This is a genomic window from Prochlorococcus sp. G4PB16 (assembly GCF_059772465.1).
Map to the genome: position 1 here is coordinate 1,845,187 of NZ_CM186289.1, position 13,804 is coordinate 1,858,990.

Annotated in this window: 13 protein-coding genes; 8 read left to right on the forward strand and 5 right to left on the reverse strand. The window is 36.8% G+C overall.

The window, feature by feature from the left end; all coding sequences use genetic code 11:
- Positions 1–64 precede the first annotated feature (64 nt).
- Both AC6EIZ_RS10435 and AC6EIZ_RS10440 read left to right on the forward strand, forming a co-directional pair.
- Positions 65–841, forward strand: a complete 777-nt coding sequence (locus tag AC6EIZ_RS10435) for a PspA/IM30 family protein (RefSeq protein ID WP_498511047.1) — start codon at positions 65–67, stop codon at positions 839–841.
- A 28-nt stretch (positions 842–869) separates the two neighbouring features.
- Positions 870–1,646 (forward strand): biotin--[acetyl-CoA-carboxylase] ligase, encoded by a 777-nt coding sequence (locus AC6EIZ_RS10440; RefSeq protein WP_498511049.1) that lies wholly within the window; start codon positions 870–872, stop codon positions 1,644–1,646.
- Here the strand turns inward: AC6EIZ_RS10440 and AC6EIZ_RS10445 are convergent.
- Positions 1,643–2,329, reverse strand: a complete 687-nt coding sequence (locus AC6EIZ_RS10445) for an ABC transporter ATP-binding protein (RefSeq protein WP_498511050.1) — start codon at positions 2,327–2,329, stop codon at positions 1,643–1,645. The genes AC6EIZ_RS10440 and AC6EIZ_RS10445 overlap by 4 nt on opposite strands.
- A 13-nt stretch (positions 2,330–2,342) precedes the next feature.
- Positions 2,343–3,905, reverse strand: coding sequence for an NAD(P)H-quinone oxidoreductase subunit N (locus AC6EIZ_RS10450; RefSeq protein ID WP_498511052.1), 1,563 nt, complete (start codon positions 3,903–3,905; stop codon positions 2,343–2,345).
- 130 nt (positions 3,906–4,035) lie between these two features.
- Between AC6EIZ_RS10450 and topA the strand changes: the two genes are divergently transcribed.
- The 6 genes from topA to AC6EIZ_RS10480 all read left to right on the forward strand — a co-directional run bounded on the left by topA (position 4,036) and on the right by AC6EIZ_RS10480 (position 11,074).
- Positions 4,036–6,939 (forward strand): type I DNA topoisomerase, encoded by a 2,904-nt coding sequence (gene topA, locus AC6EIZ_RS10455; protein WP_498511054.1) that lies wholly within the window; start codon positions 4,036–4,038, stop codon positions 6,937–6,939.
- Between the two features lie 4 nt (positions 6,940–6,943).
- The gene (locus tag AC6EIZ_RS10460; protein ID WP_498511056.1) at positions 6,944–7,432 is read left to right on the forward strand and encodes a hypothetical protein; all 489 of its coding nucleotides are present in this window, start codon (positions 6,944–6,946) and stop codon (positions 7,430–7,432) included.
- A gap of 5 nt (positions 7,433–7,437) precedes the next feature.
- Positions 7,438–8,124 carry a DUF2232 domain-containing protein gene (locus AC6EIZ_RS10465; protein WP_498511058.1) on the forward strand — a complete coding sequence of 229 codons (687 nt, stop codon included), beginning with the start codon at positions 7,438–7,440 and terminating at the stop codon, positions 8,122–8,124.
- 6 nt (positions 8,125–8,130) lie between these two features.
- Positions 8,131–9,327, forward strand: coding sequence for a nicotinate-nucleotide--dimethylbenzimidazole phosphoribosyltransferase (locus AC6EIZ_RS10470; RefSeq protein WP_498511060.1), 1,197 nt, complete (start codon positions 8,131–8,133; stop codon positions 9,325–9,327).
- The gene (locus tag AC6EIZ_RS10475; RefSeq protein WP_498511061.1) at positions 9,312–10,334 is read left to right on the forward strand and encodes a substrate-binding domain-containing protein; all 1,023 of its coding nucleotides are present in this window, start codon (positions 9,312–9,314) and stop codon (positions 10,332–10,334) included. The genes AC6EIZ_RS10470 and AC6EIZ_RS10475 overlap by 16 nt, the downstream gene beginning before the upstream one ends.
- A gap of 83 nt (positions 10,335–10,417) precedes the next feature.
- Positions 10,418–11,074 carry a riboflavin synthase gene (locus AC6EIZ_RS10480; RefSeq protein WP_498511063.1) on the forward strand — a complete coding sequence of 219 codons (657 nt, stop codon included), beginning with the start codon at positions 10,418–10,420 and terminating at the stop codon, positions 11,072–11,074.
- Positions 11,075–11,105: 31 nt separating this feature from the next.
- Here the strand turns inward: AC6EIZ_RS10480 and AC6EIZ_RS10485 are convergent, their stop codons facing one another.
- The 3 genes from AC6EIZ_RS10485 to ctaD form a co-directional block, all read right to left on the reverse strand.
- Entirely contained in the window at positions 11,106–11,462 is a 357-nt protein-coding gene (locus tag AC6EIZ_RS10485) for an AbrB family transcriptional regulator (protein WP_158466122.1), read from the reverse strand.
- Positions 11,463–11,557: 95 nt separating this feature from the next.
- Positions 11,558–12,163, reverse strand: a complete 606-nt coding sequence (locus AC6EIZ_RS10490) for a cytochrome c oxidase subunit 3 (RefSeq protein WP_498511065.1) — start codon at positions 12,161–12,163, stop codon at positions 11,558–11,560.
- Positions 12,160–13,800, reverse strand: a complete 1,641-nt coding sequence (gene ctaD, locus AC6EIZ_RS10495) for a cytochrome c oxidase subunit I (RefSeq protein WP_498511066.1) — start codon at positions 13,798–13,800, stop codon at positions 12,160–12,162. Before ctaD ends, AC6EIZ_RS10490 begins: the two co-directional genes overlap by 4 nt.
- Between the last annotated feature and the right edge of the window lie 4 nt (positions 13,801–13,804).

Genomic DNA, 13,804 nt, shown 5'->3' on the forward strand with positions numbered 1-13,804 from the left:
GACACCATTGAGGAGTTAGTGCTTAAATCTAGCTAATATTTTTTAGATTGCATAAAAGATCCTAATGGGATTATTTGATAGGTTAAGTCGCTTGCTAAGGGCCAATCTAAATGCTTTTGTTAGCGATGCAGAAGATCCAATAAAAATACTTGATCAGTCTGTTGCTGATATGCAAGAAGACTTGGTAAGGCTTCGTCAAGCAGTCGCTATGGCAATTGCAAGTCAAAAGAGATTAGAGAATCAGGCAAATCAAGCAAAAGAACAAATTAAAAATTGGTTTTCTAGAGCTGAATTAGCATTAAAAAAAGGGGAAGATGATCTGGCTAGAGAAGCATTGAGTAGAAAAAAAACTTTTCAGGAAACTTTTGAATCTTTATCGACTCAATTCCAAACACAAAATGGTCAAGTTGAAAAATTAAAGAAAAGTCTTTTGTTATTAGAGAGAAAGATTGCCGAGGCTCGAACTAAAAAAGATATGCTGAAAGCAAGAGCTCAGGCAGCTAAAGCTCAGCAACAAATTCAAAGTGCAGTTGGTGATTTAGGTAGTAAGTCTGCTATGGCTGCTTTTGAACGAATGGAAGATAAAGTTGAGGCATTGGAAGCTTCTGGGCAAGCTGCATTAGAGCTGGCTGGAGAGGATCTAGAAAGTAAGTTTGCAGCATTAGAGGGAGGTGATGATATAGAGAATGAATTAGAGATATTGAGAACTCAGTTGAAATCAGGGGTTGAGGCAATAGCCTTACCATCGTCTGATTTAGATGTAAATGAAGTAAAGACAGTACAAATCCAAGAAGTTGAAGTTGAATTAGAGGAGATGAAAAAGTCGTTGGATAATACTTGAATTTTTTAGAACACATTACTTTTGAACTATGAATAATCAAAAAGCTGATATGGGGATTGGCTTGATTCATAGATATTACAAATCAAATAATCCCTCTCCCAGATCTTGGAAATTAATTATTAAACCTATTTGTGCTAGTACAGAAATAGAGCTATCAAATTGGATTGCAGAGAAACCAGTAAAACAAAATCAGTCAATTGCTGTATTTTCTTCTTGCCAAAGATTTGGTCAAGGTCAAGCTGGTCGAATTTGGCATGCACCAAAGGGGGGGGTTTGGATTAGTGCAGCTATTAAGGGAGAAGATCGTTGTGAAAATAATTCTCAGCTTTACGGGTTAGCGGTGGCATTAGCGTTGGTTGAAAGGATTGAAAGGATAGGAGTGAATGTCAAAATAAAATGGCCAAATGATCTATTGGTTGATGGTAAAAAATTAGCTGGAATCTTACCTAGATTATCTTTTAGAGGAGGAAAACTCAGATTATTAAGAGTTGGAATAGGTTTAAATGTTTTCAATAATGTTCCTAAAGAGGGGATTTCACTAAAACAAATTATTGGAGATAAAAAGATGAATATAAATTTTTGGTCATCGGAAGTTTTACTTGCAATAGAAAGATCTTTAGATTTTTTGGATGATAAAAATTTTCTTTCAAGTCAGGTTGAACAAAGATTGTGGTCAAGAAAATACATTGAAAAAGAAACAAAATATCGATGGGATATCAAAGGTATCGACTCGAATGGAAGATTGATTCTTTTTAAAGGTGATAAAAAGAAAGTCTTGTCTATTAAACATAATTACCTGAGTTAATTATGTTTAATCTCTGTTACCTTGCCATCTCTAAATCTTGCTATTTTTTTTGCTCTTTGAGCAACATTATCTTCATGAGTAACTAAGACAATTGTTATCCCTTGACTATGAAGTTGGTCAAAAAGATTTAAAACATCTTCAGTAGTTTTTGAATCAAGAGCACCAGTTGGCTCGTCTGCTAATAACAAAGATGGTTGATTGATTATTGCCCTTGCTATGGCAACTCTTTGTTGTTGCCCTCCCGACAATTGATTAGGCAAATTGCTCATCCTGTTTCCAAGCCCAACACGATTAAGAGCTTCTTCAGCGCGCCTCTCCCTTTCGAGAAAGGGGACGCATGCATAAATCATTGGAAGCATGACATTCTCAAGTGCTGAAACTTCTTGAAGCAGATGAAATTGCTGAAAAACAAAACCAAGTTCTTTGTTTCTAATATCTGCTAACAAATCATCATCAAGTTTTTCTACTGCTGTTCCATTTAATTCATAAGTTCCGTTGGTTGGACGATCAAGACATCCAAGTATATTCATTGCAGTACTTTTCCCAGATCCACTTGCACCCATGACAGCAAGGTAATCGCCCTGATAAACCTCAAGGTTTAGTTCGTCAAGAGCTTTGACTTTGACTGAGCCTTCCCCATAATATTTATTTACATTCTTTAGACGCGCTACAGATTTTTTCAATGATTTTAATTGGTTAGCCAATTGAACTTTTACTTGCAAGAGTAATGGCTTCACGAAGTAATGGAGTTCCATTTACCGCACTATCAGCAAAATCAAAGAGAGGGTTTGAAATGATTCCACCAATAGCAGTTACTAGAACGCAAAAAATCAAAGCCACTTTGAGAGATGACATTCCAGGAATTGACCATTCTATTGATGGATATGCTTTTACAACATCTGAGGCTTCTTTAGGTTCTGTCACTACCATCATTTTTATAACAGAGATGTAATAGTAAATTGAAATAACAGAAGTAACTAGACCAACACTTACTAATAAGTATTGGCCATCTGCCCATCCAGCAAAAAATAAATAAATCTTCCCGAAGAATCCCAACATTGGAGGAATGCCTCCCAAAGAAAGAAGGCATAAACTTAACCCCAAAGTTATGAGTGGATCTTTTTGGTAAAGGCCTGCATAATCTGAGATTTGATCACTTCCAGTTCTGATTGAGAAAAGTATTATGCATGCAAAAGCACCAAGATTCATAAATAAATAAGCTGCCATATATAGAACCATCGCGGCAAATCCATCTTCAGTGCCGCAAACTAATCCAATCATTACAAATCCAGCTTGGCCAATAGAGCTGTAAGCGAGCATCCTTTTCATTGATTTTTGAGCTAGCGCAACAACATTTCCCAGTGACATACTTAGAACAGCTAAAACAGTAAATAGCAATTTCCATTGTGTGTCAAAAGCACTAAAACACCCGACTAATATCCTTATCGCAAGAGCAAAACCTGCCGCCTTGGACCCTACTGATAAAAAGGCAACTACTGGAGTGGGAGAACCTTCGTAAACATCTGGTGTCCATTGATGAAAAGGAACTGCTGCAATTTTGAATGCCACTGTAGATAATACGAAAACCAGTGCTAATGCAGATAAAGGTGTGGGAGCATTTAGTAGCGTTATTCCTATTTCTTTTAAATTTGTAGTTCCACTGATTCCATAAAGTAGGGATGCTCCATATAGAAATACAGCGGCTGCAGCAGAACCAACTAACAAATATTTCAAAGCTGCTTCTGAGCTTCTTGAATCTCTTTTGAGATATCCAGAAAGTAGGTAACTCGCAACAGAAAGTGTTTCCAGTGAAACAAAAACACTTACCAAATCAGTTGAGCCACATAAAAGCATTGCTCCAAGAGTGGCAGCTAATAAAATTGCTGCAAATTCACCAATAGGACTTCCATTCTGATCCGCATACCTCCAACTGATTAGAAGAGATATAAGAGTTGATAGAGCTATAACCCCTCTAAAAGCAATAGCAAGATTGTCTGCGATAAATGCACCTAAGAAAGATTCTTGAATTTCTCCATTCCATTGCATTAATAGCAAAATCAAAGCAGCACAAAGACCTGCATAACAAATTGGAGGAGACCAGCGGGCTGAAATCTTTTCCCCAGCCAAATCAACCAAAAGTGTCCCTAGCATTGCCATTAGAACCGCAGCCTCTGGAAGCACAGCTTTGGCATTTAAAGAAAGATTTAAAAGCTCTACAGGCTCATTTATGAATATTTGAAAAGACAAAAGTTCTCCCATTTATGTATTGTTTTTAAGCAGTGTCTGATTTTATAACTCTAGCGAAGTTATAAAATATGCCTTTTTTATCATTTTGGGCTATGCATTTTACTATTCAGTACGTTAGATAAGAAGGAGGAAAATTGAGCTGATGCCCACTGACCATACTCTGGTAATTGTTGAAAGTCCCACAAAGGCAAAGACTATTAGAGGGTTTTTGCCGAAGGATTTTCAAGTTCTTGCGTCAATGGGGCACATAAGAGACTTGCCTAACAATGCATCTGAGATACCTGCTAAGCACAAAGGAGAAAAGTGGGCAACGATTGGAGTTAATACCACTGCTGATTTTGATCCTTTGTACGTGGTACCCAAAGACAAGAAAAAAATTGTAAAGGAATTAAAACAATCTTTGAAGGGTGCCAGTGAATTGTTGCTTGCTACTGATGAAGATAGAGAAGGCGAAAGTATAAGTTGGCATTTGATGAATGTGCTTGATCCGAAAATCCCCGTAAAGAGGATGGTTTTTCATGAGATAACAAAAGAAGCTATTTCTAAAGCTCTATCGAAAACAAGAGAAATTGATATGGAATTAGTTCATGCGCAAGAAACAAGGAGGATATTAGACAGATTAGTAGGCTATACGTTATCTCCTCTTTTGTGGAAGAAAGTTTCTTGGGGTTTATCTGCTGGAAGAGTTCAATCAGTTGCAGTAAGATTGCTCGTTCTCAGAGAGAGAGCAAGGAGATCTTTTAAAAGCGGAAGTTATTGGGACTTAAAAGCAAAATTAGAAAAAGAAGGTTGTGAATTTGAGGTGAAAATGACCTCAATTGGTGGTCAAAGAATTGCTAGCGGTAGTGATTTTGATGAGTCAACTGGATTATTAAAATCTGGTCGAAAAGTCAAATTACTAAAGGAAGAAGAGTCTAAGAAGCTTGCTAAAAAATTAACTACTGATACATGGAAAGTTATTAATGTCGAGGAAAAACCTTCCATTCGTAAACCAGTTCCTCCCTTTACGACAAGCACATTACAACAAGAAGCTAATAGAAAACTTCGATTATCAGCTAGGGAAACTATGAGATGTGCGCAGGGTTTGTATGAAAGAGGTTTTATTACATATATGAGAACAGATTCTGTTCATCTTTCCGATCAAGCAATTAACGCCTCACGAAATTGTGTAAAAGCAAAGTATGGGACTGAATATTTGAGTGACAAGCCGCGCCAATTTTCCAATAAGACTAGAAATGCTCAAGAGGCTCATGAAGCAATTCGTCCTTCTGGCGAGAGCTTTAAAACACCCAAGGAGTCAAGCTTACAAGGAAGAGATCTTTCTTTATATGAACTGATTTGGAAACGAACAGTTGCAAGTCAGATGGCGGATGCGAGGTTGACAATGCTTGGCGTTGAGATACAAGCTTCGGATGTATGTTTTAGGGCAAGTGGGAAAAGAATAGATTTCCCTGGCTTCTTTAGAGCCTATGTTGAAGGTACTGATGATCCTGAAAGTGCACTTGAGGGACAAGAAGTGCTTTTGCCTAAATTAAAGGTAGGAGATACTCCAACAGCTAAGTATGTAGAGGCGTTGGGGCACCAGACCCAGCCTCCCGCTAGATATAGCGAAGCTTCACTAGTTAAAACACTAGAGAAAGAAGGGATAGGCCGTCCGTCAACGTATGCAAGCATTATTGGAACAATCGTAGATCGAGGATATTCAGTTTTAAATAACAATTCTTTGACTCCAAGCTTTACAGCATTTGCGGTTACGGCACTTCTTGAAGAACATTTTCCTGATCTTGTAGATACTAGCTTTACGGCCCGAATGGAATCTACTCTTGATGAGATCTCAACCGGTAAAGTGAGTTGGCTGCCATATCTCAAGGGCTTTTATAAAGGTGATACTGGTTTAGAGAATCAAGTCCAACAAAGAGAAGGAGATATAGATGGAGGCGAATTCCGATCTGTTTCCTTGGAGGGGCTTTCGTCTCTTGTTAGGTTGGGTAAATTTGGAACTTATCTTGAGTCAAAGCAACTTGGTGAAAATGGTAAGCCCATAACAGCTACTCTTCCACAGGAAATTACTCCTGCGGATTTGGACGAGGATATTGCAGAAATGATCTTAAAGCAAAAAGCTGAGGGTCCTGAATCATTAGGGGTTGATCCTGATAGTGGACAGAATTTATATTTATTAAATGGTAGATATGGTCATTTTGTTCAACGGGGATTAGTAGTTGAATTGAAAGATCTTGGTATCCCGAAAGGTAAGAAAAAGCTAGGAAATTTACGCTTATTCAAAAGTAGTCAATATGGACTTTATTTGAAGCAAGATTCATCAAAGGCTCAAATATTGTTGCCAGAGAACATAAAAGAAGAAGAAATTGATATTGAAAAAGCCCTTGAATATCTAGATGATAAATCGTTGAAAAAAGCTCCAAATCCAAAAAGAACTTCATTGCCAAAGAATCTTAAACCAGAGAATTTAACTTTTGAGGAAGCCCTTGGATTAATTCAACTACCACGTATGCTTGGTGAGCATCCAGAGGGAGGTAGAGTTCAATCAAGTTTGGGTAGATTTGGCCCTTATGTAGTTTGGAATAAAAATGATGGTGAAAAAGATTATCGTTCAATTAAGGGTAATGATGACGTCCTTCAAGTAAGTCTAGAGAGGGCTCTTGAGCTTTTATCTATTCCAAAACGCGGAAGAGGGGGCAGAACTGCTTTGAAGGATATTGGTATTCCGGAAGGAGAAAAAGAAATCATTCAATTATTTAATGGCCCGTATGGTTTATATGTTAAACAAGGAAAAGTAAATGCCTCTCTCCCAGACGGGAAAAGTGCTGAAGATATCTCTATTGAGGAGGCTATTGAATTATTGGCAGCAAAAAAATCTAGTAAGAAAACAACATCTAAGAAAAAAAGTTCTACAAAAAAGACAACAAAGTCAACTAAGAAAGATTTGGATTTATCATCAAAAAAAAGTAGTACTCGAAAAGCGCCTTCTACAACAAAAACAGGACGATTAAGAGCTAGTAAGGTAAGGGTAATAAAAACCAAATAAAATTTTGAAAATTTTAAGATTAGTTCAGAAGATTTTTCTTAGAATATTTTTAATTGTTACTATTGTCCCATTGCAATCATGTTCAAATACCTTGATTGGAGAAAAGTTGGAAAATAGTTTTGATAGCACTGAGAATTTAAAAACTTTAAGTAATACAACTAATGTGTCTAATAAAACAAATGAAATAAAAAAATTCAAATCAAGGGAAAAAGATGATAAAAAAGAAAATGAAAATGATTTTGGGAATACTATTAAAGAAAGTTCAATATCTAATAAAGATAGATTTAGTCAAAAATCATCTATGTCAATAAAGAAGGTGATTTTTAATCCTCAGCCATACAGGATTATCCTAAGATTGTCAGGTGCAAATCCTTCAGCGCCAGCTGAGAGTGTTACTAATGCGTTGAGAAAAGCAGGGGTCCAGTTTGAGGTCGAAAAGATTGAACGTTTTGACGAGGAAAATTTGTCAAAGGGTACATCTTTGAAAAGATAATAATTTTGACTATAGATAATAAGAACTTTATAAAAAGAGGGCCTTTTTACAAAGCTCCTCTAAGCAAAAGGAAGGCCCTGAAAATTGTTGAGTCCTCTTACTTGGCTTCAGCAACTGCTTTGATTTGGATAGCGCTTTATTACTTACCTATTGGTGGAGCTATTTTTCGCCTGGCTTTACCTTTGCCGTTGGCTCTTCTTCAAATTCGAAGAGGAGTTAAAACAGGTATTGAGGGCGTGACGATCTGTGTGATGTTATTAACTGCTCTCATGGGTCCACTAAGAGGACCTTTAGTACTTTTCCCTTATGGATTACTTTCGTTGTGGTTAGGATATAGTTGGAAAAAAGGATTGAATTGGTGGGTAAGTTGGAGCGTTGGAGTCTCAATAGGAACTATGGGTTTTCTCGTTAGGGTGTTTGTTTTATCTTTGTTAGTTGGTGAGAATTTATGGGTTATTATTACTCGTGCTGGTGCAGGATTGCTTGAAAAAGGAATAGAAATTTTTAATCTTTCTTTTACTCCTGAGATGAGACAAGTTCAAATAGTTGCCCTGTTTCTAATTATAACTCAAGAAATCGTTTATGTTATTTGTTTGCATGCTTTGGCTTATTGGATTTTCCCTAGACTAAAATCATCAATACCTGAACCACCCGCTATTCTAGAAAATTTAATTTCAATTGAATCTGATTGATTGAAAATGATTGGAGACAACTATGTTTTGTTGCCGTCAGGAGTATTAGCTTTTGGGGAAGGACTCAATGAGAAAAATATTGATGAGAGAGTTCAACGGTGGCAAGAAAATATTACGAATACGGCTTTCTTTTTAATTCTTGCTGGATCTCAAACTGCAGAAATTGAGGGGATTTCTGCAGCTGGTTCAACGGCTGTTTCTAGACGTTATACAGCTGTTGCAGATGCTGAACTTTTATTGAGAGGACCTAATCTTCCAAAAAGATGGCCTTTACCTCCTTTACCCGCAGGCGTCTCTCCCGCATTGATTAGTTATGTTGCCTCAAGATTCTTAAAAATCAAACCAACAATCATATCTGCAGGACTGCTACAAAGGCCTCCCTTTACTCATGTCTCTCTAGAGTCTCCCGAGATAGGCCCTGCTAGATGCTTAAGCTCAGGTAATGCAATGGAAAGAACTAGGGTTAAACTTTTACTTGATGGTGGTTTTAGGATAGGTAAGAAATTAAAAAAACCTCTTTTGATAACGGAGTGTGTCCCAGGAGGCACGTCTACAGCTTCTGCAGTTCTGTCTGGATTAGGAATAAATATTTATGGTCTTATTAGCGGAAGTCATAGAAATCCACCTACAGAATTAAAAACAAAATTAGTTAAACAAGGACTTAAGGCAGCGAAATTAAAGCAAAACCCATCTTCTGTAGAGCTAATGGCTGCTGTTGGCGATCCATTTCAGCCAATTGCAGTTGGTCTTTTAATAGGAGCTAGAGAATCAGGCCAAGAGATTTTATTAGGAGGTGGTTGTCAAATGTTAGCAGTATTGGCTTTGGTGTTAAATGAAATTGAACCTGAATCACGTTCTGAATTTGTTGGTAAGATTTCAATAGGAACGACATCATGGTTAGTTGATGAATCACTTTCTTCTGCTGAAAATAAAAATTCTTTTATTCATTTAATGAATCAAGTCGCTAATCATTTCAAAGTCAATATCTTGGGCTTGGCTAGTGGTTATAGATTTAATGATAGTAATCAAAAGGTTCTTCGAGATTATGAAATTGGTTACGTCAAAGAGGGTGTTGGTGCGGGAGCATTATCGTTACTGGCTCAAATCAAGGGATTGACACAGAAAGAAATGATTGAAATGTGTGATATTGAGGTTGCTAATCTTTTTAAGTCAAATAAACAAAAAACTTGTCAAGGGATCTAATCAATATGAATATTGATATGCTTGGAAGGAGAGAGTTCATCAAATATGGATTAATTTCTTCTTTATTTTTATTGTCTGGATGCTCAACGTCTCACCAAAAATTAGCTTTGAAAGGCGTTGCTAATAGTTTTCCAAGTGAATTTATTAATAGTTTGTCTACAGGTTGGGAATTTTTCCCCATAAAAGATATCGAGTTGAAAAAAGTTCCCTATAACTCCACTCTTAAAGAAAAAACAGATTTACTAGTCTTAAATGATGGTTGGATTTCTGATTTGCCAATTAATTCACTTCAAGAAATCAAAGCAGATAATATTAGAGAAAATTTCAGCAAACAGACTAGCTCTTTTCTTGATGGTTTAGGTGCGGATTATAAAAAAAAGCTTTTACCTTTGGCTGTTAGTCCATGGGTGATACTTTTTAGAAATGAAGATTCCCTGTCTCTAAAAAATAAGAATTCTTGGGAAGTTATTTTCTCAAGTTCACTGACAAATCAAATAGTTTTTCCTAATAGTCCTTATCTTCTGATTTCAATAGCACAAAAAATAGATTTAGTTAATGATTTTTCAAAAATTAAGAGTCAAGCCAAGTCATATGATGATAGGAATGCTTTGAATTGGGTTGTGTCTGGTAGAGCTAATGCAGCAGTTTTACCTTTATCTAGCTGTGTTAAGAGCCTTATTGAAGACCCTCGTTTGTCGGTCCTTTTGCCTAATGAGGGCAGTCCACTAAATTGGACAGTACTTGCTTCTCCTTCACTGCCTCCAGAATCTTTTCCTACGGATTGGTTTAACTCTTTATGGGGCAAAACTTACTTGAGTCGTGTAATAAGAAAAGGTTTTTTGCCACCAACAAATTTATCTGACATAAGGGAAAAAAATATAAATGTTCCCCAGAAGTATCAAACTATCTTTATTCCAGAAGAAAGTGTTTGGAATAAATGTTGGTCATTGCCAATACTAAGTTTTCAGAGAAAAAAGGACTTGGCTTTCAACTGGAATAATTCATAACCAAACAAAATTTGAAATTCAAAAAACTTTTCAAAGACATTTCTTAAGACCATAACTAGCATTCTAGAAGTTGTGGTCCAATAATGTTTACTGGTTTAATTCAGGCTATTGGCACAATCAAGAAAAATAATTTTGGAGTGGTTGTTGATGGATGTAGTCCTTTTTCTCCTCTGAAACTTGGAGATAGCATTTCTGTTGATGGAGTTTGTTTAACAGTTTCTGAATTAATGAATGATTCTTTTACCGCAAATATAAGTGAAGAGACTCTTAAGAGGACAAATCTTGCAGAAAAATCTCAGAGAAATGGTTATGTAAATCTTGAGCCAGCATTACGTCTTTCTGACAGATTAGGAGGACATATTGTGAGTGGACACATAGACGGATTGGGTGAAGTTGTTTCAATCGAAAATTTGAAAAATTCTTGGAATTTGAGAGTATCTTGGGATGATTTAAATTTCTGCAGATATATGTGCGATAAAGCCAGTATTAGCCTAAATGGAATAAGTCTAACTATTGCAGAGATATATGTTGATGGGCGTGAATTTTCATTAGCCGTAATACCTCATACGTGGTCCAATACATGCTTGAAGTTCTTGAAGATTGGTGAAAAGGTTAACTTGGAAGTTGACTTGATGGCTAAGTACGCAGAAAAACTACTAAAAGTAAATAATAATGATCCCATTTTCAAACAAAGCCCAATAATTAACTCTCAGTGGCTAAATGAGCAAGGTTGGAATTAGTCGCTTTATATTTAATTTTTTGAGAGATTTATTATTTCTTGAGTGGTAATAAACTTATCGCTCCAGATTCTTTTCTCACATCAATACGAAATTCCTGTCCAGGTTCAAGACCTAATTTTTTTGTATAGGCATGACCAATAAGAAGATTGCCATTGCCATGAACTTTAGTTCGAAATTCTGCTTGCCTTCCTCTTGAAGATCTATTTCCTGCTCTCCCTGGCCCATTTGAGCGAAGTTTATAACCTTTGGCTTCAACTAGAGCTCGGTAAAAACTTTTACGTAAAACTCTCCCGCTTGGCCCCACGTAACCACACCCTTTAGCTATTTCGTCTTCTGGACGGTTGCTTAAAGATCTTGCTTTGTCGAGGAGTTCTTTTCCAACAAGCATTTCAGACTGTTTTAATTAACTGAATTCTGACCAATAAGTGCAATTGTGGCAACAAATTAATTGAAAGTTTCTTGCTTAGTATCAATTTGTACCTCTCAAAGCAGGTAAAGGATGATAAATAAAACCACCCAAATCCCGTCTACAAAGTGCCAATAGAGCTCTACTGCCTCAAATGGAAACTTGTTTTCATTATTTACTCGACCAGATGGGACACGTGTTTGCCACCAAATAATCATTATCATTATCGACCCAAGTGTTACGTGGAGCCCATGAAAGCCAGTTAATGCATAAAAAGTACTTGCAAAAAGGTTGTCAGTTAATCCAAAAGGTAAAGTAAAGTATTCAAACATTTGACTGATTAAAAATGCCAATCCCAATGCGCCAGTTATGAGAAGCCATTTTTGACATTGTTTTGATTCATTCTTTTCTAGGAATTTCCCAGCTCGATGAAAAGTAAAGCTACTAACCAGCAGCAAAACTGTATTTAAAGTTGGTAATGGTAGTTCTAATTCGTAAATAGCATCAGGGCCAATGGGATTTACTGCTTTGAAAGTTAGATATGCCGCGAAAAAACCTGCAAAGGTCATTCCGTCTGCGATTAAAAAAGCTATTAATCCAAACAAACGAAAATCTTCATGATCTTCAGTTGAGAGATCTTTCTTACTTTCTGAGGATTGCTCTTTGGGAGCTATTGAGGTCATTTCATTTCCTCCTGAGTTTTATTTGAATCTTTTTCTCCATAACCATATGGTTCAAGAACGAGTGGTGCCTCTCCTTCCCAATTCTCGACAGGAGGAGGTGAACTTGTTAACCATTCAGGAGTAAGTGCATTCCATGGATTGCCTCCAGCTTCATCCCCGTAAAGAATGCTTTGAAAAATATTCCATAGGAACGGTAAAGTACTTAAAGCCATTAACAATGCACCTACGCTACTTATTTGATTGATTAACTGAAATTGCGGATCGTATTCTGCAACTCGTCGGGGCATTCCATTTAAACCAAGCCAGTGTTGAGGAGCAAAACAAAGATTGAACCCTATAAAAGTAATTATGAAGTGGAATCTTCCAAGGTTTTCATTGAGCATTTTTCCGGTAAATTTTGGAAACCAGTGATAAATCGAAGAGAAAATAACAAATACTGAACCTCCATAAACTATGTAATGAAAATGGGCAACAACAAAATAGGTATCATGTACATGAACATCAAAAGGTACTTGAGCCAGGGCAACTCCAGTTATTCCACCTAAAACAAAATTAATTATAAATCCGCATGAAAATAGCATTGCAGCATTAAGTGATATTTTCCCTCCCCATAATGTCGCAACCCAATTAAAAAATTTAATACCTGTGGGAACAGCTATAAATGCAGTAGCGATTGTAAAAAATAAGCGCATCCATGGAGGAGTCCCACTTGTAAACATATGATGGGCCCAAACAACTAGACCTAATACAACTATTCCCATGATTGAGAAGACCATTGTTGTATAGCCAAAAAGTGGTTTTCTACTATGGATTGGAAGTATTTCACTTACTAAACCAAAGGCAGGTAAGACCATGATATAAACAGCAGGATGCGAGTAAAACCAAAAAAGATGTTGATAAACAATTACATTTCCACCAAGACTTGGGTTGAAGAAACCAGTATGAGCAACTATGTCAAAGCTCAAAAGTATTAATGTACCAGCTAAAACAGGAGTTGATAGAACGACAAGAATACTTGTACCAAGCATTGCCCAGCAATACATAGGTAGTTGCATTAATTTAAGGCCAGGTCTCCTTAGCTTGAGGATGGTGGCGATGAAATTTATACCACCGAAGATGGAGCTCCCACCCAAAAGTAATACACTTAATATCCATATAATTTGACCTGCGGCTGGAGTCGTGATGCTTAAAGGTGGATACGCTGTCCACCCAGATTGAGCTGCTCCGTTTATGAAATAGCTTGTTATCAGCATCAAACCTGAGGGAGGTATTAGCCAAAAAGCAACGGCATTCAGTCTTGGGAAGGCCATATCCCTAGCACCCACATAAAAAGGTATTAAATAGTTACCAAAGGCACCATTTACTACAGGCACGATCCATAAAAAAATCATTATTGTGCCGTGGAGAGTTAAAACTTGGTTGTAAACCTCTCTCGGCATGAAATCCGAGAGGGGACTAATTAGCTCTACCCTTATGGCTCCAGCTAAAGATCCTCCAATTAAATAAAACAAGAAACCACAAACTAAGTATTGAATACCTATAACTTTGTGATCGAGACTAAAACTAAGATATTTGAGCCATCCAGTTGGTTGAAGCTTTTCAGGAGGTGAGTCGCTTGGTTTGAGTGAAATAGTCATAAAT

Coding starts and splice junctions, on each gene's coding strand:
- AC6EIZ_RS10480 (WP_498511063.1), top strand. CDS start 10,418: ATGTTTACTGGTTTAATTCAGGCTATTGGCACAATCAAGAAAAATAAT.
- AC6EIZ_RS10485 (WP_158466122.1), bottom strand. CDS start 11,462: ATGCTTGTTGGAAAAGAACTCCTCGACAAAGCAAGATCTTTAAGCAAC.
- AC6EIZ_RS10470 (WP_498511060.1), top strand. CDS start 8,131: ATGATTGGAGACAACTATGTTTTGTTGCCGTCAGGAGTATTAGCTTTT.
- AC6EIZ_RS10435 (WP_498511047.1), top strand. CDS start 65: ATGGGATTATTTGATAGGTTAAGTCGCTTGCTAAGGGCCAATCTAAAT.
- AC6EIZ_RS10490 (WP_498511065.1), bottom strand. CDS start 12,163: ATGACCTCAATAGCTCCCAAAGAGCAATCCTCAGAAAGTAAGAAAGAT.
- topA (WP_498511054.1), top strand. CDS start 4,036: ATGCCCACTGACCATACTCTGGTAATTGTTGAAAGTCCCACAAAGGCA.
- ctaD (WP_498511066.1), bottom strand. CDS start 13,800: ATGACTATTTCACTCAAACCAAGCGACTCACCTCCTGAAAAGCTTCAA.
- AC6EIZ_RS10450 (WP_498511052.1), bottom strand. CDS start 3,905: ATGGGAGAACTTTTGTCTTTTCAAATATTCATAAATGAGCCTGTAGAG.
- AC6EIZ_RS10440 (WP_498511049.1), top strand. CDS start 870: ATGAATAATCAAAAAGCTGATATGGGGATTGGCTTGATTCATAGATAT.